The organism is Halobacillus sp. H74, assembly GCF_052246715.1.
Taxonomy (GTDB): Bacteria; Bacillota; Bacilli; order Bacillales; family Halobacillaceae; genus Halobacillus; species Halobacillus litoralis_A.
The window spans coordinates 132165-157411 of sequence record NZ_JBQQCI010000007.1 but is presented as its reverse complement, the minus strand read 5'-3'; the positions used below and the strand labels follow the sequence as shown (position 1 = coordinate 157411).

At 42.7% G+C, this 25247-nt stretch carries 25 protein-coding genes; 16 read left to right on the top strand and 9 right to left on the bottom strand.

What is annotated here, in order from left to right:
- Positions 1-105 precede the first annotated feature (105 nt).
- The 4 genes from ACTWPX_RS16480 to ACTWPX_RS16465 all read left to right on the top strand — a co-directional run bounded on the left by ACTWPX_RS16480 (position 106) and on the right by ACTWPX_RS16465 (position 2144).
- Positions 106-447, top strand: a complete 342-nt coding sequence (locus ACTWPX_RS16480) for an ArsR/SmtB family transcription factor (RefSeq protein ID WP_443120673.1) — start codon at positions 106-108, stop codon at positions 445-447.
- Positions 448-467: 20 nt separating this feature from the next.
- A complete protein-coding gene (locus tag ACTWPX_RS16475; protein ID WP_443120672.1) occupies positions 468-965 on the top strand; it encodes an SRPBCC family protein in 498 nt (165 codons plus the stop codon).
- An 88-nt stretch (positions 966-1053) separates the two neighbouring features.
- Positions 1054-1599, top strand: coding sequence for a hypothetical protein (locus ACTWPX_RS16470; protein ID WP_443120671.1), 546 nt, complete (start codon positions 1054-1056; stop codon positions 1597-1599).
- 281 nt (positions 1600-1880) lie between these two features.
- Entirely contained in the window at positions 1881-2144 is a 264-nt protein-coding gene (locus ACTWPX_RS16465) for a hypothetical protein (protein WP_128523022.1), read from the top strand.
- A gap of 460 nt (positions 2145-2604) precedes the next feature.
- Here ACTWPX_RS16465 and ACTWPX_RS16460 read toward each other — a convergent pair whose 3' ends face one another.
- The 3 genes from ACTWPX_RS16460 to ACTWPX_RS16450 are packed head-to-tail and all read right to left on the bottom strand — an operon-like array spanning position 2605 to position 4774.
- The gene (locus ACTWPX_RS16460) at positions 2605-3345 is read right to left on the bottom strand and encodes an NAD-dependent protein deacylase (RefSeq protein ID WP_443120670.1); all 741 of its coding nucleotides are present in this window, start codon (positions 3343-3345) and stop codon (positions 2605-2607) included.
- Positions 3345-4082: an oxygen-insensitive NADPH nitroreductase gene (gene nfsA, locus ACTWPX_RS16455; protein WP_281975164.1), complete on the bottom strand. Its 738-nt coding sequence runs from the start codon at positions 4080-4082 to the stop codon at positions 3345-3347. Before nfsA ends, ACTWPX_RS16460 begins: the two co-directional genes overlap by 1 nt.
- A gap of 11 nt (positions 4083-4093) precedes the next feature.
- Positions 4094-4774: a hypothetical protein gene (locus ACTWPX_RS16450; RefSeq protein ID WP_443120669.1), complete on the bottom strand. Its 681-nt coding sequence runs from the start codon at positions 4772-4774 to the stop codon at positions 4094-4096.
- Between the two features lie 148 nt (positions 4775-4922).
- Here ACTWPX_RS16450 and ACTWPX_RS16445 point away from each other — a divergent pair, with 148 nt between their 5' ends.
- Positions 4923-5270: a hypothetical protein gene (locus ACTWPX_RS16445; RefSeq protein WP_443120668.1), complete on the top strand. Its 348-nt coding sequence runs from the start codon at positions 4923-4925 to the stop codon at positions 5268-5270.
- An 8-nt stretch (positions 5271-5278) separates the two neighbouring features.
- Here ACTWPX_RS16445 and ACTWPX_RS16440 read toward each other — a convergent pair whose 3' ends face one another.
- On the bottom strand, positions 5279-5530 hold the full coding sequence (locus ACTWPX_RS16440) for a hypothetical protein (protein WP_443120667.1): 252 nt from the start codon (positions 5528-5530) through the stop codon (positions 5279-5281).
- A gap of 387 nt (positions 5531-5917) precedes the next feature.
- On the opposite strand from ACTWPX_RS16440, the gene rsgA reads away from it, so the two are divergent.
- The 5 genes from rsgA to ACTWPX_RS16415 all read left to right on the top strand — a co-directional run bounded on the left by rsgA (position 5918) and on the right by ACTWPX_RS16415 (position 13668).
- Positions 5918-6940 (top strand): ribosome small subunit-dependent GTPase A, encoded by a 1023-nt coding sequence (gene rsgA, locus ACTWPX_RS16435; protein WP_443120666.1) that lies wholly within the window; start codon positions 5918-5920, stop codon positions 6938-6940.
- A 56-nt stretch (positions 6941-6996) separates the two neighbouring features.
- Positions 6997-8799 (top strand): dihydroorotate dehydrogenase, encoded by a 1803-nt coding sequence (locus ACTWPX_RS16430; RefSeq protein ID WP_443120665.1) that lies wholly within the window; start codon positions 6997-6999, stop codon positions 8797-8799.
- A 34-nt stretch (positions 8800-8833) separates the two neighbouring features.
- Positions 8834-9031 carry a hypothetical protein gene (locus ACTWPX_RS16425; RefSeq protein ID WP_443120664.1) on the top strand — a complete coding sequence of 66 codons (198 nt, stop codon included), beginning with the start codon at positions 8834-8836 and terminating at the stop codon, positions 9029-9031.
- Positions 9032-9183: 152 nt separating this feature from the next.
- Positions 9184-12591: a hypothetical protein gene (locus ACTWPX_RS16420; protein WP_443120663.1), complete on the top strand. Its 3408-nt coding sequence runs from the start codon at positions 9184-9186 to the stop codon at positions 12589-12591.
- A 24-nt stretch (positions 12592-12615) separates the two neighbouring features.
- On the top strand, positions 12616-13668 hold the full coding sequence (locus ACTWPX_RS16415) for a DUF2332 domain-containing protein (RefSeq protein ID WP_443120662.1): 1053 nt from the start codon (positions 12616-12618) through the stop codon (positions 13666-13668).
- A 278-nt stretch (positions 13669-13946) separates the two neighbouring features.
- On the opposite strand, the gene ACTWPX_RS16410 is transcribed toward ACTWPX_RS16415, so the two are convergent.
- The gene (locus tag ACTWPX_RS16410) at positions 13947-15077 is read right to left on the bottom strand and encodes a M14 family metallopeptidase (RefSeq protein ID WP_443120661.1); all 1131 of its coding nucleotides are present in this window, start codon (positions 15075-15077) and stop codon (positions 13947-13949) included.
- Between the two features lie 377 nt (positions 15078-15454).
- On the opposite strand from ACTWPX_RS16410, the gene ACTWPX_RS16405 reads away from it, so the two are divergent.
- Positions 15455-16204, top strand: a complete 750-nt coding sequence (locus tag ACTWPX_RS16405; RefSeq protein ID WP_443120660.1) for a sulfite exporter TauE/SafE family protein — start codon at positions 15455-15457, stop codon at positions 16202-16204.
- Positions 16205-16657: 453 nt separating this feature from the next.
- Here ACTWPX_RS16405 and ACTWPX_RS16400 read toward each other — a convergent pair whose 3' ends face one another.
- Positions 16658-17854 carry an MFS transporter gene (locus tag ACTWPX_RS16400; RefSeq protein WP_443120659.1) on the bottom strand — a complete coding sequence of 399 codons (1197 nt, stop codon included), beginning with the start codon at positions 17852-17854 and terminating at the stop codon, positions 16658-16660.
- Positions 17855-17971: 117 nt separating this feature from the next.
- On the opposite strand from ACTWPX_RS16400, the gene ACTWPX_RS16395 reads away from it, so the two are divergent.
- Together ACTWPX_RS16395 and ACTWPX_RS16390 are read left to right on the top strand one after the other, a co-directional pair.
- Positions 17972-18793: a helix-turn-helix domain-containing protein gene (locus tag ACTWPX_RS16395; protein WP_443120658.1), complete on the top strand. Its 822-nt coding sequence runs from the start codon at positions 17972-17974 to the stop codon at positions 18791-18793.
- 42 nt (positions 18794-18835) lie between these two features.
- Positions 18836-19282 carry an SgcJ/EcaC family oxidoreductase gene (locus ACTWPX_RS16390; protein ID WP_443120657.1) on the top strand — a complete coding sequence of 149 codons (447 nt, stop codon included), beginning with the start codon at positions 18836-18838 and terminating at the stop codon, positions 19280-19282.
- Positions 19283-19392: 110 nt separating this feature from the next.
- Here ACTWPX_RS16390 and ACTWPX_RS16385 read toward each other — a convergent pair whose 3' ends face one another.
- Positions 19393-20703, bottom strand: coding sequence for a glutamine synthetase family protein (locus tag ACTWPX_RS16385; protein ID WP_443120656.1), 1311 nt, complete (start codon positions 20701-20703; stop codon positions 19393-19395).
- Positions 20704-21044: 341 nt separating this feature from the next.
- On the opposite strand from ACTWPX_RS16385, the gene ACTWPX_RS16380 reads away from it, so the two are divergent.
- From ACTWPX_RS16380 to ACTWPX_RS16370, 3 genes are all read left to right on the top strand, one after another.
- Positions 21045-21437, top strand: coding sequence for a hypothetical protein (locus ACTWPX_RS16380; protein ID WP_443120655.1), 393 nt, complete (start codon positions 21045-21047; stop codon positions 21435-21437).
- 114 nt (positions 21438-21551) lie between these two features.
- The gene (locus tag ACTWPX_RS16375) at positions 21552-22478 is read left to right on the top strand and encodes a manganese-dependent inorganic pyrophosphatase (RefSeq protein WP_443120654.1); all 927 of its coding nucleotides are present in this window, start codon (positions 21552-21554) and stop codon (positions 22476-22478) included.
- A 568-nt stretch (positions 22479-23046) separates the two neighbouring features.
- Entirely contained in the window at positions 23047-23712 is a 666-nt protein-coding gene (locus ACTWPX_RS16370; protein ID WP_443120653.1) for a lysozyme family protein, read from the top strand.
- A 336-nt stretch (positions 23713-24048) separates the two neighbouring features.
- On the opposite strand, the gene ACTWPX_RS16365 is transcribed toward ACTWPX_RS16370, so the two are convergent.
- Positions 24049-24585, bottom strand: coding sequence for a hypothetical protein (locus ACTWPX_RS16365; protein WP_443120652.1), 537 nt, complete (start codon positions 24583-24585; stop codon positions 24049-24051).
- Entirely contained in the window at positions 24582-25160 is a 579-nt protein-coding gene (locus tag ACTWPX_RS16360; RefSeq protein WP_443120651.1) for a GNAT family N-acetyltransferase, read from the bottom strand. The genes ACTWPX_RS16365 and ACTWPX_RS16360 overlap by 4 nt, the downstream gene beginning before the upstream one ends.
- Between the last annotated feature and the right edge of the window lie 87 nt (positions 25161-25247).

The window sequence follows — 25247 nt, the reverse complement described above, 5'->3', positions numbered from 1 at the left end:
ATCTCTTTTATGCATTGTTAGACCAGTTTCCAATAGGAGGTGAATGAATGCTTTTATTCAACCGATCGGTTTACTATTTTGATAGGAAAGGATATAATTAACCATATGGTTGAACATAATAACGAAAATTTAGATGCAATCTTTCATGCTCTTGCGGACGCTACCAGAAGAAAAATGGTCAGTCTCGTTTCTGAGAAGGAACGTTCGGTTTCAGAAATGGCTGCCCCTTTTGACATGTCCTTAGCCGCTGCCTCAAAACATATTAAAGTATTGGAAAAAGCGAATTTGATTCACCGGAAGATAGAAGGGAGGAACCACATCTGCCGGCTCAATGCTGAAACTTTATCCTTAGCTTCTCAATGGCTCCAAGTGTACGAACAGTTCTGGAGTAAGCGATTCGATATTCTTGAAGAGGAGTTATGGAAAGCGAAAAAGAACGAACATTAAATAAGAGAAAGGGATTTTTTATGGAAAATTTATCTACTACAACTTTAAAGATGAAAAGAGAGTTCGGTGTAGCACCGGAAAGGGTTTTCGATGCATGGTTGAATCCTGACATGATGAGAAAATGGTTTTTCACATTGGAAGGAACAAATAAGCTGACACAAAATCATCCTAAAGAGGGAGGTACATGGGAAGTGATCGACCATCGGGATGGCGTGGACTATCGTGCGATTGGAAAGTATCTTGAAGTGGATCCTCCCAAAAAGCTAGTATTTACGTTTAAAATGCCCCAGTTCAGCGAATTGGAGGATATTATAACAGTGGAATTAAAAGAAATACAGCAGGGCTGTGAAATGACATTCACTCAACTGATTCATGTAGCTCATGAAGATGACTGGACAAAAACTGATGTTGAGAAAGCTCTTGGAGAGTACCATGATGGCACTGAACATGGATGGAATTTAATGTTCATGGGGCTGAAGGAACTGGTGGAAACAGGAAAAATCAGCTACAAAGGATAATCACAAGGAACGAAACGAACATCCCTCATTCAGTAAACTGCTCGTAGATCAATGAATGAGGAATCATAGAGTGCTGGGAGGAATGAGAATGAATAGTGAGATGGAGGAAGAATTCGAAAAATCCAAATCAAAAGATAAACAAGAACGTTATGAAGCGTACCATAACATTTTAAATGAGACAGAACACGAAGTTGACTGGGCTTATGAAGTGTGGGATCAATTACTGGAGGATCTGACTCATAAGGATAACCATCAACGGTCAAGAGCTGCCCAGTATCTGGCGAATTTAGCGAAAAGTGATCCGGAAGCAAGGATGCTGAATGATTTCCCTAAGCTATGGGAGGTAACGAAAGACGAAAAGTTCGTTACAGCTAGACATAGTTTACAGTCGATCTGGAAGGTAGGGCTGGCTGGCAGAGAGCAGCGGGATATGGTTATGGAATACATGGAACACCGTTTTCAAAATTGCACAGAAGAAAAAAATTATACCCTCATCCGATCAGATATCCTCCAGAATATGAGACAGCTTTATGACCATTTGGAAGAAGAGGACATTAAGCAAACAGCCCTGGATTTAATTGAAAATGTAGAGGATACGAAATACGCAAAAAAATATAAGGCGATTTGGAAATAGATTAAAAGCACTTATGAAAAAGCGAATAGGTATTGGTCAAAACGCATACGGTTCTATTAAGAGTCGTGTGCGTCATCTGTCGTCTGATTTTTAAGCTGTACCTTTTAAAATCAGCATGAGAGGCGCTTTCTTCCGGTTGAACCCTTTCAGGATCCATACATACGGTGACCAAAACTCCTACTTTTATCTCGGTTAGCAGTTGAAAATAAGTCGAACCTCTTATATGATAATGTCTATAAACACAGTTTTAGAGATTTGTATTTCCCTAGAGGAGTGAGCGAATGTTAAAAGAATCTGACTTTCCCACAGAAGAACTAAAAGAACAATGGATTAAAGTGCGGAACAAAAAACTGGAAGAGATGGCACAATATCTTCAACGGTATTTTCATCTTACGAAGGTCAGAGAGAATCAAAGCAGTTATGAAGTTCAAGGTTATTTTTATCAGCCGGGTTTCGGTGAGGTAAGAATGGCATTTGAATTCAGTTATGAAAATGTAGCGAAATTCACCGACTTGTTTGACGAGCCAGTCGAAGAACAAACTTAAGTCATCGGGAGAGGTGCCCAGAGTTTTCAGGCGGGTTCCTATCTTGTTCGCATACGTGAACCTAAAGAAGCGCTCAGAGCTGTGAAAAGCTCTGAGCGCTTCTTTTTGCTGATTCAGGAATTATCAAATATAGTAGCTGTGCTTAGTGAAAGGAGATCGCTCACTTTACCTAGGTTCTTAAGCTTGTCGAGGCTGACCAAGGCGCTTGCGCTTTTGAGTCATCCAGCTCCAGCGTCCAGACACTCGAGGTCATAAGTCAATCAACTACGTGGAGAAAGATCACTCCACTTCGTTGCTTGTCTTATGCTTGTCGTGTCTTTCAGGACGCTTGCGCTTTTGAGTCATCCAGCTCCAGCGCCTAGCCTCTCGAGGTCTTAAGTCAATCCTCTCTGTGACAAAGGCCGTCACGGCGAGGATCGTCTTAAGCTTGTCGAGGCTGAACAAGGCGCTTGCGCTTTTGTTACATCATTTGGTCGATTCGTTCAATGGCTTCGGTCAAATTTTCATGGAGTACATAGTCGAATAAATGATCTTTATCTGTTGGTTCGTTGTTGATGATGACAGATGTTGTCTGTTGCTGATCCAATGCGTAGTATGGCAGTAAATTGAATGGAGTCACAAGAAGGGATGTGCCCATAACGAGTAAAAGGTCCGCTTTATTGATCATCGCTTCTGCTTCGTCGTGTGCTGTGATCATGTCACCGAACAACAGCACATCTGGTTTCAGTACATGCCCGCAGCTGTCGCATTTAGGTACTTGGACTTTCATTACTTCTTCCAGTGAGAAGGAGCGGCCACAATTCGGGCAACTGGATCGATTGAGGGTGCCATGGTATTCAAGTACGTTTGAGCTTCCAGCCAATGTATGGAGCCCATCGACGTTTTGAGTGATGACAGAAACGCCGCGTTCGTGATTTTCCAGCTTTTGTATGAACTCGTGTACAACATTCGGTCGGTAATTTTTCAAAAGTTTCATTCGGAAAATGGCTTTATATTTTTTCCAGAAGTCTTCAGGATCATGGAAAAAATAATCAGTGGACATGTAAAATTCTCTCGATTGATCTTCCGCCCATAACCCTTCACTTGAGCGAAAATCAGGAATGCCGCTCGCAGTCGAGACCCCTGCTCCTGTCAGGACTGCAATATTTTCTGCGCTTTTCAGATGGAGAGCTATCGTTTCGTGGATTGAATTATATTCCATTATTGTTTGTTGAATCCTTTGTTTTTGATGATACCTGTGACGTCCATCCGCATCGGATTAGTGAAACGTCTGAGCATCTGGTCTGTCCACGAGTCATGGCGGGTGTTCGTTTTACGGGATTGATAATAAGCGGCAATCGATTCATCAAATTCGTTCAAGGTTTCTTTATGATCACGGTATTCATTTTCAAAATAAATGGCTTGCTTCGGTAAACGCGGTTTCTGGTCGGGCTGCGCGTCAGGAACGCCGAGTACCATGCCGAAGAGCGGAATCACATGCTTCGGTAAGGAGAGGATTTCATCCACACGGTCCAATTGATTACGGACACTTCCGATATAGCACATTCCAAGTCCCATGGATTCCGCTGCAATCGCTGCATTTTGAGCAGCAAGGGCAGCATCGATCGCAGAGACTAGAAAATGCTCGCTGTTTTCCAGGTTCGGTGTCATTTGTTCATATTGTTCAGGTGTGGCATTCAAGGTATGGCGGTGTAAGTCAGCACAAAAGACTAGCAGATGGCCATTGTCTTTCACATAGTTTTGGCCGGTGATTTCAGCAAGTTGGGCTTTCTTCTTTTCATCGGTTACGCCGATGATGCTGTATGCCATCATATAACTGGAAGTGGAAGCTTGTTGAGCAGAGGAAAGGATAGCGTCTAATTGTTCCTCTGTTATCGCTGTATCTTTGAATTTGCGAATGGAGCGGTGTTTAAGTATAGTTTCAATCGTTTCGTTCATCATTGATCCTCCTACTGATAATTCCACATGGAGGTTACGTAGGCCGGGTCTTCACCAGCATCCATGGGAGTACTTATGATTTTCAACTGTTCTTCATCCATAAAAGTAACATCATGAATCGTGTATTGATAATGATTCGGTTTCAATAAAAGTTGATTGTCGGCAGCTTCCAATTCGACAGGCTCTAAAGTAGATAAGTCTACAACAGTCAGTTGATGTTTTGCCCCCTCAGCAGTGGCACGTTCAAAAAGAAAAGCTGCATATTGGTTGTCGGGAGAGATTTTTGTAGTCCTCCATGCACTCAAGTCACTCAGAAGAAAGGAATTTTTTTCACCGAAGTCAAGCAGTAAATGGGAACACCTTTCTTCATGACAGGCGAACTCGACGAAGAATTGGTCTTCTTTTATTTGGACGAAGGGAAGGTTTTGCAACGTTTCTTCAGGCCGGTCGAAATTTTGAACATATTGAGACAGAATAGGAAAATCGTTGAATTGGAATGGATAAGAATTGCCCTGTACCGTCAGTTGTAGCTTTTGTTCAGCCTTCTCTGTCGCCGGTTCTTTTTCAACCTTTATTTCACCTTCTTCTACAGCGTGGACCTTCGCTGGATCTTCATCCTCTGCATCAGCATTATTATTGCAGCCGATGAGGATGAAGCAAAATGATACTATGATGAGACATGTTTTGTACATCATGATTCCCCTCACTTAGAAATTATTCTTTTCTACAGGATACCACAACAATAGAATGGTTTAGTTTTCAGAAAAACATTGAACCATGAAGGATTTTGTAAATGAATGAAGAATATATAATAAAGTATTGGTGTGTGAGGTGGTAAAAGTGGCGCAAGTGTTCAACTTCAACGATTATCAATTGAAGAAAAGCAGTGAAAAGAAGCTCCATGATGATCGGTTGGTTGTCGCTGTATATCGCAGTGTGGTCTTCTATGTTCATATGTATATTGATGAAAATTATGAAAACCCTTCTGAATATCTGACTACGGATATGGATTTGAGAAGATTGTATAAGGCTGACCGAGGGAAGTTCATGGAAACGATTAAGGCACTTGGGAAGCACTGGGATCTCATAGCGGAAGAGGATGATTTTATTGACGGGAAAGAGTTTGAACATCTCTCAACCATAGGACACCTGTGTTCATATATAGAAAAAAAGGTGAAAGCTCTATAAGCTCATGATTACTCATGACTCATAGCTTTCACCTTTTTTATATTGACGATCCCTACATAAAACTGAATCAACCCTATCCCGAAGAGAACGGGTCCGATACTGCCAGCAAACAGCGTACTTATGAGGGTTTGAACCATACCGAATCCCATCAGCATAAAATACTTCTCTGCTTTGAAGCAGAAATAGGACCCGGCCATTGCAACAAGAGTCATAAACAGTAGACTTGGCGCTATCCAAGAATTAAGTTCAATAAACTCCAAGAGCTAACCCCCCTTTTATCTGAATATTTTCTATTTTATAAATACTACCATGCCGTGAAGTGGGGTTTCAACAGTGAAAACCGTCTAGTTTTGGCGGTTTCTTGTCGTTAGCCCAATTAAGAGATTCCCGATCTATTTGATTGTAAAACGAAATGGTTCTGACTGGCAGATCCATCGAATCAAAGGGATTCATAGTGAAAAAATATCCGCAGGTGGATAATTACGGAAAAAATGAAACATAGTCAGGTTTCTTTGATATACTATATGTAACTAAAAGTTAGGAGTGATGTTTTATGACGAATTCAAACAAGCAATTTCCCATCCAACAAACAACCAATCACGGAGGACATCACTCGTAACGTCCTCCGAAATCTCAGGAGGAATGAAATGAAACGGAATGATTTTGATGTATTTTTTGAAGAACAGGTAGCAAGCGGTGAACAGGTCGGACGTATTTCTCGCCTCACCCATGGACTGTACACTGTGGTAACAGATGATAAAGAAATGAATGGGGAGGTCTCTGGTCGTTTTCACTATACAGTGGAACAGGACCGTGATTACCCGGCTGTTGGGGATTGGGTCGTATTCGCTCCTTATGAAAATGGAGAACGAGCCAAAATCCAACGCGTGCTTGAACGTAAGACGGTTTTATCGCGGAAGAAAGCGGGCGGAAGCCATAGTGAGCAAGTGATTGCTGCGAATGTCGAAGCCGTTTTCATCGTGACCGCGTTGACTCAGGAATTCAATTTACGTAGAATTGAACGCTATGTGCAGCAAATCTATGAAAGTGGAGCACGACCTGTAGTCGTCTGCACGAAAAAGGACTTGTGCGAAAACTTTGCAGAACAAATCGCTGAAGTTGAAGGGGTCGCCCCAGGTGTGCCTGTCTATGCCATCGATAATTTAACGAAAGATGGCATGAAAGAGCTGCGCCAGGAATTACGGTCTGGAGAAACCATTTCACTAGTCGGCTCTTCAGGTGTCGGAAAATCCACGCTGATCAACGGTTTGCTGGGTGAAGAGATCCAATCGACGCAAGCAGTAAGAGAAGAAGACGATCGGGGACGTCATACAACGACCCACCGGGAGCTGTTTCAACTTCCAAACGGCACTTACATCGTAGACACTCCGGGTATGCGTGAACTTCAGTTGTGGGGTGATGAGCAAGGGATTGATCAAACGTTTTCCGACATTGAATCATTGAGCGCTGCTTGTAAATTCAGAGATTGCAGACATGAACAGGAGCCCGGCTGTGCAGTACTCCATGCCATTGATGAAGGAGAGCTGGAAGCTGATCGGCTGAAAAGCTACAACAAATTAAAGCGTGAGCTAAAGCGGCTTGAACTGAAAGATCGCTACGGGACACACCGGACGAACCGGATGCTTCATGGTCCTAACGCGATTAAATAAACTTTAAGAGATGCCGGTGTCCGGTATCTCTTTTTCTTTATGGAGAGGGTGATTATATGCCGGATTGGTCCTATCATGTATTATTCAAACCCTGGCTGAAGAAGTTATCAACAAAGGCTTCTAGAGAATTCATACATAAAAACATGAACCGAATCGCTTCTTTACCAGGGGGGAGCGGGTTCATTCATTTTTTAGGAAGAGAAGAGATTTCGGACCGGCTGCACACTTCCATTAACGGTCTTCCTTTTTCAGGACCTGTTGGACTGGCCGGAAAGATGGATCCGCAGTTATCCGGAACGAAAGCTTTTAGTCAGTTAGGCTTTGGGTTCATAGAAATCGGACCCGTCACATTAGAGGAAGAACGACGTCCATTATATCCGAAAAGAAGGCTCGCGAATCGAACCATCGCTTTCCCTGCCAGGGGCGAATCGATAGGACTGCAAAAGACGCTGGATCATCTTGTGCGGGATAATATCAGCCAGCCGCTTCTTTTTCACTTGAAGGGTTCGCAAGAGGAAATCATGCACTTGGCTGGCCAATTACAGCCTTACGAGGGGTTTTATAGTATTTCTTATCAACAAATGAAAAGGGAATTGCATCCGACAGACTTGATGCTCCTGAATGAATATAAACCTCTTTATGTAAGGGTCCCAAGCCATCTGGTGGAGGATGTTCAACTTGAGGATGAGCTTAAATGGCTTTCTGGAATTATACTGGAAGAACAAGCAGGCGAAGATACCGTGATCAATAAGGAAAATCATAAGCATAGCTTAAAGAAATACCCGGGCTTACATAAAATTACGGTCGGTGGAATCCGTGAACCTGCGGATGCGATCGAATTGTTGGACGAGGGTGCTGACCTGCTCCTATTATCAGGTGAATACATCGATACAGGACCTGGTTTGCCGAAGCGGATCTATGAAGCTCTTATAGATGAAAAAGGGGAGAGGGAGGTTCCTGATACAGGGTGGAACTGGTATTTTATCTTTGGGCTGTCGATCTTGCTCGGAGGCCTCCTTGCCTTGATGTTCAGTTTGACCTCGGTCATTCTTCCATATGATGAACATTTTTTAGGAATGACAAGAGAAGAGCTGCTGCTATTTAATGAGCGAATGATCTGGTTCATGAAACACGATCGCATGACCTTGGCGGGAACAATGATTTCCGGGGGTTTTATTTATATGATGTTGGCTGGATTCGGCGTCCGTCATGGTCTAAGGTGGGCAAGGCAAGCCATTGACTTTGCAGCTATTACAGGTTTTGCAGGCATTCTATTCTTCATAGGATATGGATATTTCGATTGGCTGCATCTATTGTTTTGGCTCGTTCTCCTTCCTATGTATATGACAGGGGCGATTCAATCACGTGGATTGAAAGAAACCCCTTCCTCACCGAACCGGAAGAATAGTCGTGCATGGAAACTGGGGGTATATGGCCAATTTTGTCTCGTAGTTTTAGGGTTTGCTTTTGTACTGGGGGGAATCATTATTTCGGTAATCGGGGTATCCAGTGTGTTTATCCCGACGGATATCCAGTACCTGTGCATGCCTCCAGAAATGATCCAGGCTTTCAATGAACGGCTGATTCCCGTCGTTGCCCATGACCGGGCAGGTTTCGGTAGTGCCTTGATCAGTGTAGGATCGCTCGTGCTAATGGCTGCACTCTGGGGGTTTCATGAAGGAAAACGATGGTTATGGTGGATGTTTCTTATTGGCGGCATCCCGGCTTTTGCTGCAGGAATATTCGTCCATATCATGATTGGATATACAACGTTCACCCATTTGCTCCCTGCCTATATTGCATTAGGTTTATACGGATCTGGACTCATTTTATCCTTCTCGTATCTGACTAAAAGATAAAAGGAAGGAAAAATGAACTTCAGGAGATGGGAAAATGTTAGCAATCACCAGAATCGTTTTGGCAGTCATATGTATCGGAATTTCCACCTATGTGTTGATCCCTGGAAATGATAGTACACTTCCTTATATGCTTTTATTTCCTGGTACTTTGATGCTCGTGACAGGTGCAGCAGAACTGAAAGTAAACCGATGGCGGGCTTTTCATTTATTGCTGCTGCATCTCTATTATTAGTTCTTATTTTCTCCATTTAACAGACACTTCTAGAAAAGGATCTTGGCTCATAGTTTCATTGGTGTTACATATGAATATGGAAAATAAAGGTTGATTTAAGTGTTGCTAAGGTGTAATATTACACTTAACAATTGGGCGAAAGGGGGAGCAATGTGTCTTATTTATCAGAAGAAAAAAGACAGGCGGTTTTCAAGGAAAGACTTGTCCACTTATGGAACGAAGGTTATTTGTCCGATGATGAATATGGGAGAGTCCTAGAGGCGCACCATTCATTTATCAATGAGCAACAATCTCTGCAAGAACAGAAAAAGGCTATGAAAGCAGATAAAGCTGAACCGGTGGAGGAGACTAAGCCGGAACCAGCAAAACCTGAGAAAGTGAAAAAAGTAAAATCAGCAGAAGAAATCCGTGAACGGAACATCACCTGGTCATTGATTTTAGGTGTATCACTGTTGCTGATTACAGGGCTGATTGTCGCTACGAGTCAGTGGAATCAGATGGGAGCGGGAATGAAAGTGTTCTCGCTGGCGTTTGTGTCGTTATTTTTCTTCGGGCTTAGTTATGTGACTGGAAGATTCCTGAAGATTACACAAACGGCGTTTGCTTTCTTAACTCTTGGAAGTTTGTTAATTCCTATTGCCATTGTGGCGATCGGTTACTTTGAGTTGTTGGGAAGCTATTTATCTCTATTCGGAGAGGGCAGGTATCTGCTCGGTTTCTTAGGTGCATTTCTCCCACTGTCCTTGTATGTTCGGATTGCTTTTGTCCATCAGTCGCGTTTATATGTGTGGATTTCCCTTCTGTTTCTATCGTTATCAGTAGGTTTTGCACTTGGGGCTCTTCCATTAGCTACAGATGTTTTTTATTTATTGCTGATGGTCTTTAATGCAGGGCTGCTCGTTTTTCATGTGCGTTTCAAAGATTCAGAGAAATGGCAGTTATTCATGAAAGAATTTCCCCTGTATGCTCAGATGAACCTTGTATTATCAACCCTGCTTCTCTTGTTTTTCTTTGAGAGTGAAGTGTTCTACAGTTTCAATCTCTTATTGACGGCTGGTATATACATGGCGATGGTCTTCGTCTATAAAACGAAAGAATACCAATTTGTCTTTTCGGTGATGGTTGTTTACGCCATTTATCAATTGGTGGAACATTCTCCTCTCCAGTCGCTGGACTTGACGGTGTATGCACTGGTGGGATTGATTTATATAGGTTTTGCCTATGCCTTCAGAAACCACAAGTTTGTGGAAAAAGTCTTTAGATACACGAGTGGTGTCGTCTCATTTTTCGCTTTTGTCTATATCAGTTATGAGAGCATTTTATTAAGAGGAGAAGAAGGTTCCTGGGTATTGTTGGCAGCCTATGTCATCATCACCGCCAATTATTTGCTCCTTGCTAATTTAACTGGATACGTGGTATTCCTTTACATGACACCAGTGTTTTTCTTTATTACCCTTTGGCAGCTATGGGAGTTGACCGAAACAGGTCCACTGTTCTTTTTCTTATTTGCAGGTGCTTCACTGGTGCTTGTGTATGTCGGCTTATGGACAGAAAATACCTGGTTGAAGGTGATTCAGGAAAGTACATTTCATTTATGTCTGATGGTGATGGCTGGATCAGTCGTTTATGCGTTGTATGAGATGATTTATGGTTACAGTGCACTCATGTTACTGCTCGTCAGCATCCAATGCTATCTGGTGAAAAAGAAGCACGGCAGCCACGATATCAAAGTAACTGCTGTTTGGGGCCAGCCTATCACTTTGCTCCTGGCAGGTGCTATAATCTATGAACCTATGAGTGACAGGTTTCCAGGCTATGAAGAAAGTCTTTCCATGCCTTTTCATTATGCGGTCATTGGTGTCTTGCTTTTGATTGTTCATTTAGGCTGGAAGAAGGTTAGTGAAAAGGAGCTTTCCACAGCGACTTTTTACGTCAGCCAGGTATCCTACAGTCTTGGTATGGTCTTACTATTGAACCACACTAAAGTTGAAGGGGATGTGGTCAGACCGTTGATCCTGCTGGTTGGAATTGCCATGCTGTACAGTCTGGTCCAATTTGCAAAACAATCATTCTTATGGATGCTCGTATCCCTGGTCACCCTGGCATTTTATGCTTCCCTGATGGATACATTAGCGTTGAATTCATTCTCCGCCCATTTCATCTATCTTGTCTTTGCACCGGTGCTTCTTGTTGGCATCGGAGAGTTAGGAGAGAAGAAATGGCCGGGGATCAGGCCGTACTTTTATTGGCTTGGACATGGATTACTGCCATTGCTGATTGCTGTTTATTACTTAGATCAAATGGGTATTGGCAATGTTCAGCCATGGGTGTTGGTTATCCCGTTAGCTTTATATGTATTCAGCTCACTGGATACCAAGCATGAAAGGGTAACCAGGCTGATGTTGTACGCGGGTATGACAACATTCTTTGTCATGATACTGACAAGTAAAGACTTTTACGGATGGGGCCTATCGACACCGTCCGAATATGTCTATATCTTAACTAGTCTTTGTTTTGCAGTATTGTGGGGAGCAGTACCATTAGAATGGAGTCGCAGGATTGAATGGTACTTGATTCCATTTTCAATAATCGGGCTAATGGTGATCATAAACCAGCCAGGCCGATGGTTCTCCCTTGACTGGCTGGTTGTCCTTGGCTATGCAGTGCTGATCCTTTTCTTTTTACACCGGAGAGGGTGGACACTTGCCCGTTTCATTCCATTAATCCTGACGATCGGTTTATGGGAAAAGGTAAGCATGGATTGGGAGAGGCTCACTTTCCTTACCATCATGGTGATTTGTGTCGGCGTCCTTGTCACAGCCGGGCGTTACTTTCATAAATATTTGATCAGCCCGAAATATGAAGTGGATGCCTATTCATGGACGGCGCTTGTGTACATTGCTTACACGAACCTCACAACTATGATGGATGAGAATGTTTGGATTCAGATTACTCCGCTTCTCCTTCTCAGCTTGTGGCTCTTCATCAATGCCGGCAAATGGTCGGAGGCTATACTGCAGAAGATCTTCCATACAGCTGGTGCCGGATGTTTATATGCTAGCTATATTGTCGGACTGGTTGATCATCGCCATATGATACCGGATTTGATAGAAGCAGAGCTGCTGGTTTTACCTGTTCTCGTCGTTCTTTTCTTCTTGAAAAAAAGGACATGGAAAGAATATGCACCGATAATGAATCACGTTCAATTTGCAGTGCTATTGCTCATTGCTGCCTATTTGGTTATTGATGCTATCCGAAGTCACACCATCTGGGACGCATGGATCATCGGTGGACTGTCGCTGCTTTCAATGATTGCCGGTATGCAGTGGCGAATCAAATCTTACTTTTTTGTAGGAATGGGCGTCCTGATATTCAATGTGCTTTATCAAACGAGGCCTTATTGGGGCAATATGCCGTGGTGGGTCTACCTGCTATTGGCAGGCATTATCCTGATCGGGATCGCCAGTTACAATGAATGGCAAAAACAGCAAACAAATGCGAGCAATCCTATCGAACGGAAATTGAAAGGGTTATGGGCGGCTCTGAAAAAATGGAACTGACCTTTAACGTTGACAAGCATTTAAATGATAGGGGGAAAGGTATTGGATACCAATCAGCTGAAAAAAATATTTGAGGATTTTGCAGCAATCGAGTGCGAAGGCTCGAGTCTATTATACAAAACATTAGCATTAGAAATCGCTGAGGATGAAGAGCTATTAAATTTATGTTCTCACGCTCAAGAAGGCCAGCCGATCCCTAATCTATTATTCGGATCCGTTCATTACCTTTTATTGCAAGGGAAGCAGCATCACTTGCAGGCGTTTTATCCAAGTATTGCGGCTGAAACGGTGCAGGAGGGAGCCCCTTACCCATTCTTTCAGGATTTCTGTGAGGTATATAGAGAAGAAATAATTGCATTGTTACGGACCAAGCTTGTGCAAACAAATGAAGTGGGGAGGTGTGCATATCTCTATCCAGTCTTTTGTCATATCCATCAAAAGACTGAAAAGCCGCTTTCTTTAATCGAAATTGGTTCAAGCGCAGGGTTGCAATTGTTGTGGGATCAATACTCTTACTCATATGGAACCGGAAAAAATTATGGGAATGAAAACTCAGTTGTTCATTTGACCTCAAAGGTTCGGGAAGGAAGTGTGCCTGATTTCCTTCCGGCTCCGCCTTTGGTTAAAGACCGGATAGGGGTGGATTTACAGATTTGCGACTTAACCGATGAGGAGGAGTCTCTTTGGTTGAAAGCACTTATTTGGCCGGAACATACAGAAAGGCTGCTCACCTTCGACAAAGCGGTGGAACAGTTGAGACTCGATCCTCCAAGTTTGATTGAGGGGGACGGGGTGGCAATGCTTTCAGATTTAGCCGGCAATCCCTCTGAAGATGATGTGCTATGTATCTTCCATACCCATGTGGCCAACCAGATGCCGGAAGCAGTAAAAACAGAGTTGCTGCAAAAAGTGAGCAGGATCGGCAGTAAAAGAGATGTTTTCCATATTTACAATAATATAAGCGATCGGAAATTGCATATGGTTTCATTTATCAATGGGATAAAAGAAGAAAGAACGATTGGAGATACAGAAGGGCATGGAAGATGGTTTGATTGGAAATTGCCTAGCTTTCAATAGGAGGGGTGGATGAATTCTGCACAGTAACCTGGAGGGGAGACTCTCAAAAGTTAATAGGGGGAAGGACCAGCCCATTTTACAATTGAGGATCCAGATGGGAACCCTATTCTTGTAGACCAACACAGATAACCACATTTTAAGTGTGTGGAAGATCCCTTGCATGTTTTAGCGGAAAATTCCATATACAAGAAAACGCTCAGATCATCTGAGCGTTTTCTTGTTTGGTCGGATTTCACCTGTTTACATTTGATCTTAGATTATTTCCATTGATTCACTGACTAAGCTGGTAAGAGGAGGCCCTCTTCTTTAAGGACAGAAGCAATGGCCAGACGCGCTTCTTTTAATACCGCTTCTCTCCATGCTTCCTCCTCAGGATAAAACATGTTATTGAATTCCTCGAGAATCCATTGTCGATCTTCCTCATGCACAGCTCCTTCCCAGTACAGTTGGTTTTCTAGAATGATGGTAGTGAGTTCACGCAGCTCTGCTTTTTTATCCGCCCCAAAAGTGCCGAATTCGAACAGGGCGGAGAAGAGTTTTGTATCCGGGCTTACTTCCTTCTTTAATTTATGAAAATAATTAGTAGAATCTCCTTTTACATTTTTCGGGGTGAATTTTTTGATGTTCTTCATTCCGTATTGTGCTTTCAGTTCTTCCTCTTCCCGTTCGTCATGTTCTGACATGACCATGGTGACTTCATTTGTCGGTCCAAGTGCGGTATGCCAGTCCATATGAATGACACGGGAATAGGTGGTCAGTAATTTAAGCTGCCATTCCTTCATGTACTTTGTGGATTCTTCTTCATCAGTACCACCGTAATAAACGCCCCGTTCAAATTCGAATTGCCCCATGCCTTTCGCTGTTTTGATACCGCTGTGTCCTTCATTCATCATCCCTTTGCTTAGCTGTTCATATAAAGCTGTTTTTTCTTTTTTTATATCTTTCACTACCCCATTAGGCTGGAAAATTTCGCTCTCTTTTGCGTAGTACTGGTTTACGGTTTCAGGTACGGTGCCTTGTTCTAAAAAATAATTGCGGTTCAAATCCACATTATTTTCAGTGACACGGCGAAAATTCTTCATCCCCCACGGGTTGATCGCATGGACGAAACAAATGCCTGTCGATTGTGGATCGACTTGATTCAGATATTCTTCAACAAATAAATGAACTACCGCTGCTCCGGCATATCCTTCAATTCCATGTTCCCCTGTGGTGAAAAAGAGGACTTGCTTATTAGAAGAGTTCGCCTCAGAATAAATGACATCAATGGTAGTGTCTTCTTCTTTGCCGATCGATTGAGTGTATAATTCTGCAGACGGCCACTTTTCTTTGATGGTAGATAAATGTTTGCGGAATTCATTTCTGGAGTGCACGTAGCTTCTATTAAAATATTTTTCAGTGTCAAACATAAGTCCTGCCACCTTTCTTTCCTGCTTTTTTTGACCATTCCACTTGAGGTTGAAGTTAAACGACTTTCTTTGCAGGTGAAAACTGTCTTCAGTGTTTGAAAGTGGCATAGTTTTTGAGTGAAAACTAGTGAGGGGTATACGAAATACCAATAATCCAGGATTTTAAAAACATAAGAAGATACAAGCGTTTGGAACGGAAGTGTCATTTTTTTGGGGTACAATGAAAAAGGAAGGTCTATAAAAATTTATAGAAATCATTCGAAGTTAGAAGTGGTCAGAGAATTTGAAAGAACAACCAACCCTATGTGGGTCTCAGACTTCGGTATGGATTTTTTAGAACGAGAACGATACTGATTATTTGGAGCTGTTCAGATTATATGACTACAACACTTATTATCCTAGTAATTGCTGCAGTGTTTGTCGGAGCACTGATGCGGGCTACGTTCGGGTTTGGGGAAGCTGTCATCAGCATGCCATTACTCGCTTTACTTCCGATTGAACTACATACGGCTATTTCGCTAATCGGTTTGGCAGGATTAACGGTAGCTGTTTTTACTATTTCAACAAGCTGGCAGTACGTCGATCGAGCTATCCTTATCCGATTAGCTATTATGACACTTATTGGCATCCCTGCAGGGCTTCTCTTAGTTAAGTTCGCCTCCGGGCTGTTCATCTCTATAGGACTTGGGCTGTTTCTTATCGTCTATGGCTGTTATTCCATAGCCAAGCCGATGCTTACTGAAAAAAACCAGCGTCAGTTGTTGAATGAACCTTTTTGGGCGATCCCCTTTGGCTTCGCTGCCGGAATGCTGGGGAGCGCTTATAACTTCAATGGAGTGCCAGTGGTAGTATATGGAACCATGCGTCGATGGGAGCCTGCTCGCTTCCGTGGCATGCTTCAAGCCCATTTCTTGATTTCCGGTCTTCTTGTTGTGAGCGGCCAGGCCATTGGAGGTCTATGGACAAAGGATTTATTTCTATTATTCGGCCTTTCACTGCCTGCTATCATCATAGCAACTCTGCTCGGTTTTTTTATCCATCGTCGCATCCCTAGCCATAAGTTTGAACGCTACGTTTTTGGTTTGATCATTCTATTGGGCACAGTCCTTGTGGTCAGCTCGGTATGAGGGGAGAGGATGGTGAGTTAGTGAGCAGGTGGAAAATAGGTGGATATTGAACAAATGGCCTCACGAGATTTAAGGAGGCTACTGAAGAACTGCAACTTTCTGAGTTATCCATCAAAGAAATAAGCCGAGTAGGACGGTTTTACCGTTCAACTCGGCTTCTTTATTATGACGAGACATTTTCCACGAGCTTTAGTATTCGTTTGGTATTGACGGTGAAGATCACCGCCGGCCCTTCTACACTCAGGGTGATGTTCTTTTATAAATCAAAGAAAATCACTCTTTTTAGATGGACCTCGTTGATTCCACGATGAGCGTGCCCGCGGCAAGCATCCACTGACAAGCGATTCGTGAGAAGCAACAACAAACGTTAACTGCTCCTCTAGATTGAAGAGGTTTTTTCAGCAGCCTCGATTTAAGTAGGTCGGGGTCGATTTTATTTTTGCTCAACCCGTATCATAATACAGATTTGAAAGGATGCGATTCTGTTTGTAGCAAACTCTTGAGCAATCGCTTTTGCATCAGTCCCCCAGATATGATTAGGGCGAAAGTGATAAAAAATAAAGTCTCGCCGCCGAATGCAGATAATACGATACTGCCTAAAAATGGTCCTCCTGTGCGAGAGATATCCCAGTGCAACCCGAAAAGCGCGAAGTATCTTCCTTTGTGGGCAGAAGGGGCAAGGGTGCTGATGATCGTCTGCATATGGTTGAGTGTAAGAATAGCCCCCATACAAAAGATGAGCTGTGATACAATAAACCCAGACAAATGGTCAGAAAATCCAAACCCAAGTGATGCTGCCCCATACAAAAGGTAACCGGTTTGGATGACCCGTATTTGTGAAAAGTGACGGGTGCGTTGGACTAAAACGACTTCAAACAGAATGAAAACAACGGTACCTATAGTTTCAAGCAGCGAAAATATGAATAAATAGTGGACTAGATTTTCTTTCAGAAACACGGGCCAGTTTGTTTCCATTTGTGCGTGGAAGAAGCTGAGCGGCAGCATTCCAATGACAAGCCATCCGATCATTTTATAGTCCCGCCGATCCAGTTTATAGCAAGTAGAGGACACGGGGGTGCTTGGGTACGTTTCAGGAATGTACTTCAGTCCTATAAGGAAGTACATCAAAACCAGGAGCCCCATCGACAAAAAAAGGATTTTTTGATCGTATTGAAAAAGTAAAGCCCCTGTGACCGGGCCACCAAGTGCACCGATGCTTGAGGCAGTGTTCAATAGAGCGAATGTCTCGGCCTGATTCTTTTCGGGGACAATATCTGATATTTGCGCTCGTGCTGCAGGTGTATAAACGAAACGCCCGACACCATTCAAAAAAATAAAAAAGACAAACAACCATAGGTGATCAGCAAATGCAAGGCCTGTGAGAGCGATGAATTGAAATAATAAAGAGCTAAGCATCACTGGTCTTCGCCCGAAACGATCGATCCATCCGCCAAATAAAAATGTGAAGATGATTTCTGTGAAAGGTTGTACACCAATCACTAATGTTGTAAGCATGATGTTTTCGCCAAAATGATTATACATATAAAGCGTTAAAAAAGGTAAAAGAATGATGGAAATAAACGAAGTCAACGCATGACCGATCGTCTGGATCCAAACGGGCTGTGGGATTTGGCGCAGGTATGATTTCATAGGTTTCTTCATCTCCGAATCTGTAAAGGGATAGAAACAGTTTAGCTGAGGTCTGGGGTTAAATACTTTTCAAATCTTGCTCAATTGAAGGCGAATCTTGCGAAAGGGGGAAACCTCATGGAAATGCGTCTGGAAATGGAAGGGGCCGGGGTTTTAATGTTCGATCTGCAAGAAGGGGAAGCTGATGAATCACATACGCATGATTACTTTCAGATCAGCGTCCCCTTATCTGGTGATTTAATGACCTATCATAATTCAAAAAAGCGGAAACTGGAGTTTGAGGAGTCTTTGCTAGTCCCACCTGGTGACAGCCACCAGCATGAAGCTGCGCATGCCCGGAAGAAGGTCATGTTGATCAGCTTCAATGAAGAAATCATTTCAGAAGCCTATAGGACCTATACAGGATTTGAGCTCGATTCTATTGATTTTTCACCTGTCCAGTCCAATTCACAGCTGCTTTTAAATAAAGCGATATCCCTGTTTCAAATCGCTTCGGATGAAGGAATGGAAGCGGCCTTAGCTAGAGAGGGAGAGCTGGCTTCTGTCTTATTAGATCAAATGAGAGGTTCGCATTCAGAGCATTGGGAGAAAAGTGGAAAAAAGCGGCCATTTAGTTCGGAATCATCTATAAAAGCAATCAAGGACTATATTCTGGAAAGGTATCAAGATGATGTGACTTTAGATCATTTAGCTGCCCATCTAAACATAAGTAAATATCATCTTCATCGCTCTTTTACTAATGCGGTGGGGATGACCCCTAGGGAGTTCCTGCATCATGTCCGCTTAAGAAAGGCGGCTTGTCTTCTGAAGGGTAAAGACATGGAAATTACGGAAGTGGCATTCAAGGTAGGTTTTCAATCGATCAGTACATTCAACCGTTCCTTTAAGAAGATGTATGGCGCAACACCGAGTCAGTTTGTGAAAGAGTTTCAATGGTAAATTGATAGGCGAGAATAAAATTAATGTGTAGGAGTGAATCATATGCAGACTAAAAAAGAAAAAGCTGTAGAAGAGGTATATAATGATCTGATAGCAGCTTGGAACAACCGCGATGCTGAAAAAATGGCCGAACTTTTTACGGAAAATGGGGAAAGTATCGGATTTGACGGAAGTCAGTCTATCGGCCGGGAGGAAATTTTTTCTCATTTACATCCCATTTTCAAGGACCACCCAACGGCTCCGTTCATAAGTAAAGTGAAAGATATCCGCTTTCTTACTGAAGAGACAGTTATCTTAAGGGCGATCGCTGGGATGATTCCGCCGGAGGAAGAGGATATCAAATCTGAAATGAACACACATCATACTCTCGTTATGGTTGAACAGGATGATGAATGGAAGATTGAACTATTTCAAAACACACCTGCACAATTTCATGGCAGACCTGAACTGGTTCATGAAATGACTAATGAGTTGCGAGCGCTCCTTTAGAAACAGGACGGGAATAGTGATTTAGGATATCACCATAAAATATCTCACGTAAAAAGCAGCGTTTTCCATATAGGAAAACGCTGCTTTTTTATGGAGTAAGGTCTTTCACCTTACTTGTTCATATACTTGTCGATTTCCCATTTGCTGACTTGTAGGGAATACTCTGTCCATTCAGCTTCTTTGTCCTGGATGTACGCTTGGGATGTGTGATCACCAAGTGCATTAAGGAGCAGTTCGTCTTTCTTCAGAGATGATAGTGCTTCTTTTAAGTTTGTCGGCAGTGTCGGTACACTATCGTCATCCACTTCGTAAAGGTTACGTGCTTCTGCTTCACCAGCATCCATTTCTTTACGGATTCCTTCAAGACCAGCCTGGATCAATACTGAAAGTGTCAAATAAGGGTTTGCAGTAGGATCCGGATTACGGACTTCGAAACGAGTCCCTTTCCCGCGGGTTGTCGGTACACGCATCATGCAACTACGGTTAGAGTGGGACCAGGCGATGCTGACAGGTGCTTCATACCCAGGTACAAGACGCTTATAAGAGTTTACGTTCGGGTTCGTAATAGCAGCGATACCACGTGCGTGATGCAGAATTCCTGCAATAAATTGTTTCATTGTCTTAGATACGCCATCTTCTGCATCTTCATCGTAGAAGGCGCTATCGCCATTCTGGAATAAAGAAAGGTGGCAGTGCATGCCTGAACCGTTCTCGCCGGAAATCGGTTTCGGCATGAAAGTAGCGTGATATTCATGATTCGTCGCGATATCTTTAACAACATTTTTGAATGTTTGAATATTGTCAGCTGTTTTCAACATGTTATCAAAGCGGAAGTTGATTTCGTGCTGCCCCATAGCAACTTCGTGGTGGGAAGCTTCCATTTCAAAACCGAATTTCTTCAGTGTACGGACGATGTCACGACGGACTTTATCCCCTTTATCTTTCGGTGAAGCATCGAAGTAACCACCGCGGTCATTCATTTGGCGGATCGGGTAGCCGTCTTTGTCCAATTTGAATAGGAAGAATTCTGGTTCTGGACCGACATTTACTGTATAGCCCATATCTTCCGCTTCTTTCATAGCACGTTTCAGGATGTAACGAGGGTCTCCTTCGAATGGAGTGCCATCTGGCTTGTAGATATCACAAATGAAGCGCGCGCTGCGATCTTCATCGACCAATGAAGGAAGAAGCAAGAATGTATCCAAATCTGGTACCAGATACATATCACTTTCTTGGATATCGGAGAAACCGGAAATAGAAGAACTGTCGAACATCGCTTCTTCATTCAAAACCATTTCCAATTCTTCAACCGGCAATTCGACATTTTTTGTATCCCCTAGCATATCTGTGAACTCCAATAAAAGGAATTCTACGTTGTTCTCTTTTACTTCCTGCTTGATCTGTTCTTTTGTGTAAGTCATACATTACCCTCTCTTTAAATATTATTTGTGAGTTTTGTATCCGAATGGATTCAGGATATGGAGCTCACTTTTTCTTATGTTAGGAATTCTAACACATAATGTAGCGAAATCTCAAATACCTTTTTATTAGATTCCCTTATTTTTTTCGGATAAACCTATTTTTCACAGGAACTATGTAAAATCCTGTCGTAGTATGCAATTCCATAAATGATGCTGCCTATGTGGTTTGTGGTATGTAACGTCTCACCAAAATTAACGATAAGATTCTAGGGATTTGTGGAACGTCGCAAAAAAAGTTCCTGCTTACATAGGATATGGTATGTACAGGAAAGGAGAGGGAAATGTTTAGGCAACGTTTGGTTTTCATACAGTCAGTAAGTATTTTTCTTTATTTGCTGGTCATCTCTTATGTTAATGTGAAGTTTCAAGAGCATGCGGTTGCAACTTTCAGCCCTTATCCTTATTTTGTTTTTGGGCAACTGGCTTATGTCCCTGTAGGAATGGTGCTGGCGCTGCAACAATTTTTCCATTTCTTGAGAGGGGAAGGGAAAGTCCGATTGAGAAAAAGCGTCTGGATACTAATGATTCTTCCAGCCCTGTATCTGTTATTGGTTCCATTCTTTCTACCTATTAATACATTTCTCCCTATGTTTCTGGTTACAAACATAGCGGTCGCTCCGGTTTTGCAGGTGGTGCTCGGCTATGGACTGATCATAAGTTTTTACAAAAAATAATTCCTAGTATTTTAGAGGGTTTTATTGTCTTGCGATGGACTCAAGAGCTATTCTATTTTATAATCAAAACGGACACGCTTTAATACATACCCTCTATAAGAAAGGAAGATTTTCGTGAGTAAAACATTGATTTTCGGTCATAAAAACCCGGATACAGATACGATTTGTTCTGCCCTTGTTTATGCAGATTTGAAGAAAGCGATCGGTGAAGATGTAGAGCCCGTACGCCTTGGTGAAGTAAGTGGGGAAACACAATTTGCACTGGATCAGTTCAATGTTGATGCTCCTCGTTTAGTCGAGCGCGTAGCAACAGAAGTGGAACAGGTCATATTAGTCGATCACAATGAGCGGCAACAAAGTGTGGATGATATCGATGAAGTACAAGTGCTTGAGGTAATCGATCACCACCGTATTGCGAATTTCGAAACTAAAAGTCCCCTTTATTATCGTGCAGAGCCAGTGGGTTGTACAGCGACAATCTTGTGTAAGCTTTATAAGGAAAAAGGACAGGAAATATCCAAGCCGATGGCTGGTTTGATGCTTTCTGCCATTATTTCCGACTCTTTATTGTTCAAATCGCCGACATGCACGGATGAGGATCGTAAAGCAGCTGAAGAACTGGCATCCATCGCCGGGGTAGATGCTCAAGATTATGGCTTGCAAATGTTGAAAGCTGGGGCAGACATCAGTGATAAAACAGCAGAGCAACTGATTTCTCTTGATGCAAAAGAATTTTCGATGGGTGATCAGAAAGTTGAAATCGCCCAGGTCAATACAGTGGACACGAATGATGTCCTTTCCCGTAAAGGTGAGCTGGAACAAGCGATGAACAAAGTCGTCGGAGAGAAAGAATTGGATCTCTTCTTGCTTGTTGTTACAGATATATTGGAAAGCGACTCCACAGTGGTAGCTGTCGGTGAACAGTCTGCAGCTGTTGCAGAAGCATTTAATATTGATTTAGACGATAACCAGGCGGTTCTTGCCGGAGTAGTTTCGCGTAAGAAACAAATTGTTCCTCCGTTGAACAGTCACTTTGCGTAAAAAACCTCATTACTACTTAAAACTGAAATGGTGGGGAAAATAGAACGAGGCTGGGACAAAAGAATTTTACCGCTAGAAAACCCGAACGAATCTAATTCGTTCGGGTTTTCTTTATGAAGCCATAAATGCATACGCCGCTCCGGCAACATACTTCGCTCCATTTGATCCATTCCACCCTATTGTTCGTCTTTTCCTGTGGCAGTTAGTGTTTTGTCCCAGCCCCGTTCTATTTTTTCCTGGTAAGCTTAAAGAATAGAAGCAGGAATGATTACTATTAATGTCTCAAGTTGCTTACGGTTCACAGCTGTTTCAGTCCTTCCCAACTACCCCGCTACCCGCTTATTTAATGTTGACGGCTTTTGAACACAACTATTCCAAATCCAATCCATCCCCCGAATAGTAAGCCGGGGAGGTTCCCTTTTTCGGTTGGAATTTCAGCAAATCATTTTGTTCTTCCCCTCATTTCAGTTACTATTAAGTTATCTCGCGCCATTTCGACAGAATCTATTAAACTAGTGATATCCATAATTGAAATGCATTTTTTTATTCATAGTAAAGGGGAAGACCCATGTCTGGAAAAAAGACCAAAACTAAATTAAAAAAAGCTGGGACCAAGGCCCTTATCAAGATCGTTCTTCCTATTCTACTTATCGTCGGCGTTCTCCATTTACTTTCCGATAGCAATTTGGGAGAGGGGATGACGAGTAGCATTACAAATGATCGTGAGCGAAACCTTTCGCAGCAAGTACTGCAATATGAGGATGAAGTGGAAAAGTATGCGGAAGAAGAAGGCATCGGTGACTACACTGGTATTCTGCTGGCCTTAATGATGCAGGAATCCGGTGGGAGAGGTGACGATCCTATGCAGGCATCTGAATCATTATGTGGTTTTGTCGGATGCATCAATGACCCTTCTCGTTCAATTGAACAAGGGGTGGGTTATTTTGCGCATACATTGGAAAAGGCCGATCAGGATGTGAAATTAGCTCTCCAATCGTATAACTTTGGCGCGGGTTTCATCGATTACGTGATGGCCAATGGAGGAGAATACACCCAGGAGTTAGCGATTGAGTTTTCGGCAAAAAAGTATGAAGAGCTGAAGCATACAGGTGATTATAGTTGTATCCGGCCAGAAGCGGAGGAGTTTGAGGCGTGTTATGGGGATATATACTATGTGGATGCAGTATTAGGCTATTACGACACGGATGGAAATGAGGATGTACTAAACACGTAAATAGTACATGCTAGCCTATGCAGAACGACCTTATTTCGATAGACATAGAGGAAGATACATCGCAGGGGATTTCCATACTCCAAAACTTGTTTCAGAATCCCGTATTAAACTTTTCGGCGCCAAAACTCCCTGCAACGCTGAGCTGAGAAACGGTAATATATCCATCCATCAAGAAAAGGTTGGGACAAAACGTAACGGCCCCCTGGAAAAAAGAACAATAGAGTAGAATGGATCAAATGGAGCGTAGGCATTTGTTGCTTCATAAAAGAGAACCCGAACGATTCGTTCGGGTCCTCTAGTGGGAAAATTCTTTTATCCAGCCTCTTTTTGGAATTTTTAAGAGAAGGTCTGATTAAATTTTTCAATCATTTCTGTTATGGACTGTAAGTCTTTTCTATTCTTAGTGGAAAATGACTCTTCGGTTACGGTCTCTTCTATAGAAGATTGCAGTGTTTCAAGCTCTTGATTGATCCTTTTTACTTCTTTAGAATTTTTATTTTCAAACGAGTGGGTGGTAAGGATCGAGCGCATTGTGAAAAGGGCATCGGAGTACTCTCTGAACCAGCCTTTCTCCAAAACTTTCGATTGTTCCGCTGCTGAAATCAACCTTTGATTGTCATTCAGATTTTGTAAGCTTCTGGCTAATAAAGTTCTTGTGTAAAATTGTTCTTTTTCTGTCGACTCTTCTTCATGATAATTTTGAAACGAGAGTTGGACACCTTCCATGGTGTAGGGTAATTCCTTGATCGATGAGGTGACTGCTGCAACAGCAAATTCATCCAAAGGCTGGGGGCCTTCGGAATCATACCATAGGTACGCAAAAAGAATGGTTGTCAGAATGAAGAAGGAAGTGGAGATCTTGTAGAGATTCATGAACGCTTGCTCCATTCCTCACGAAGAACTCCCATCCGGATAGCATCATAGTATTCACCTTCATAAATGCGGCATTTCCTCATACGTCCTTCGATTTTCATGCCGAGTTTTTCTCCCACTCTCATCATCCGTTCATTTCTTGACCATGTGGTTAACCCTACACGGGCAAGGGGGAGAACTAGAAAAAGGTGGTCGATCCAAAGGGTCAGTGCTTCTGATCCATATCCCCCGTTCCAATAATCCGGATCATAAATGCCGATGCCGACTTCAAGCCAGAGAGAAGGTTTGTGCTCCCAATAATAAGTAACCGTCCCGATGATCTTCCCGTCGACTTCGATTATCAAGCGCGAATCAGGTTCGCTGTCTCTGAGGCGATCTTTTCTTGCTCGTTCATGACTTCTGTAACTGTCTAACGTATGTGGTTCGAGAGGATAATAAGGGGCGTCCCATTTTTTCCATTCTGGGTCACCATCACCATAAATCAATTGGTATAAACTCGGAATGTCCTCCTCTTCAATGCTTCTGAGAAGAATAAGGTTTCCCTTCAGGCGCAGGGGTTTAGTCGTTTTCTGCATCAGTGCTTTCCTCCGTTCAGCAATTTCTTCTATCGTATCACAACGAGGAGGGGTTGTTTGAAAAACAATGATTTGGGAATAAAAAAG

Coding starts and splice junctions, on each gene's coding strand:
- ACTWPX_RS16480 (WP_443120673.1), top strand. CDS start 106: ATGGTTGAACATAATAACGAAAATTTAGATGCAATCTTTCATGCTCTT.
- ACTWPX_RS16475 (WP_443120672.1), top strand. CDS start 468: ATGGAAAATTTATCTACTACAACTTTAAAGATGAAAAGAGAGTTCGGT.
- ACTWPX_RS16470 (WP_443120671.1), top strand. CDS start 1,054: ATGAATAGTGAGATGGAGGAAGAATTCGAAAAATCCAAATCAAAAGAT.
- ACTWPX_RS16465 (WP_128523022.1), top strand. CDS start 1,881: ATGTTAAAAGAATCTGACTTTCCCACAGAAGAACTAAAAGAACAATGG.
- ACTWPX_RS16460 (WP_443120670.1), bottom strand. CDS start 3,345: ATGGAATATAATTCAATCCACGAAACGATAGCTCTCCATCTGAAAAGC.
- nfsA (WP_281975164.1), bottom strand. CDS start 4,082: ATGAACGAAACGATTGAAACTATACTTAAACACCGCTCCATTCGCAAA.
- ACTWPX_RS16450 (WP_443120669.1), bottom strand. CDS start 4,774: ATGTACAAAACATGTCTCATCATAGTATCATTTTGCTTCATCCTCATC.
- rsgA (WP_443120666.1), top strand. CDS start 5,918: ATGAAACGGAATGATTTTGATGTATTTTTTGAAGAACAGGTAGCAAGC.
- ACTWPX_RS16430 (WP_443120665.1), top strand. CDS start 6,997: ATGCCGGATTGGTCCTATCATGTATTATTCAAACCCTGGCTGAAGAAG.
- ACTWPX_RS16425 (WP_443120664.1), top strand. CDS start 8,834: ATGTTAGCAATCACCAGAATCGTTTTGGCAGTCATATGTATCGGAATT.
- ACTWPX_RS16415 (WP_443120662.1), top strand. CDS start 12,616: ATGATAGGGGGAAAGGTATTGGATACCAATCAGCTGAAAAAAATATTT.
- ACTWPX_RS16410 (WP_443120661.1), bottom strand. CDS start 15,077: ATGTTTGACACTGAAAAATATTTTAATAGAAGCTACGTGCACTCCAGA.
- ACTWPX_RS16405 (WP_443120660.1), top strand. CDS start 15,455: ATGACTACAACACTTATTATCCTAGTAATTGCTGCAGTGTTTGTCGGA.
- ACTWPX_RS16400 (WP_443120659.1), bottom strand. CDS start 17,854: ATGAAATCATACCTGCGCCAAATCCCACAGCCCGTTTGGATCCAGACG.
- ACTWPX_RS16395 (WP_443120658.1), top strand. CDS start 17,972: ATGGAAATGCGTCTGGAAATGGAAGGGGCCGGGGTTTTAATGTTCGAT.
- ACTWPX_RS16390 (WP_443120657.1), top strand. CDS start 18,836: ATGCAGACTAAAAAAGAAAAAGCTGTAGAAGAGGTATATAATGATCTG.
- ACTWPX_RS16385 (WP_443120656.1), bottom strand. CDS start 20,703: ATGACTTACACAAAAGAACAGATCAAGCAGGAAGTAAAAGAGAACAAC.
- ACTWPX_RS16380 (WP_443120655.1), top strand. CDS start 21,045: ATGTTTAGGCAACGTTTGGTTTTCATACAGTCAGTAAGTATTTTTCTT.
- ACTWPX_RS16370 (WP_443120653.1), top strand. CDS start 23,047: ATGTCTGGAAAAAAGACCAAAACTAAATTAAAAAAAGCTGGGACCAAG.
- ACTWPX_RS16365 (WP_443120652.1), bottom strand. CDS start 24,585: ATGAATCTCTACAAGATCTCCACTTCCTTCTTCATTCTGACAACCATT.
- ACTWPX_RS16360 (WP_443120651.1), bottom strand. CDS start 25,160: ATGCAGAAAACGACTAAACCCCTGCGCCTGAAGGGAAACCTTATTCTT.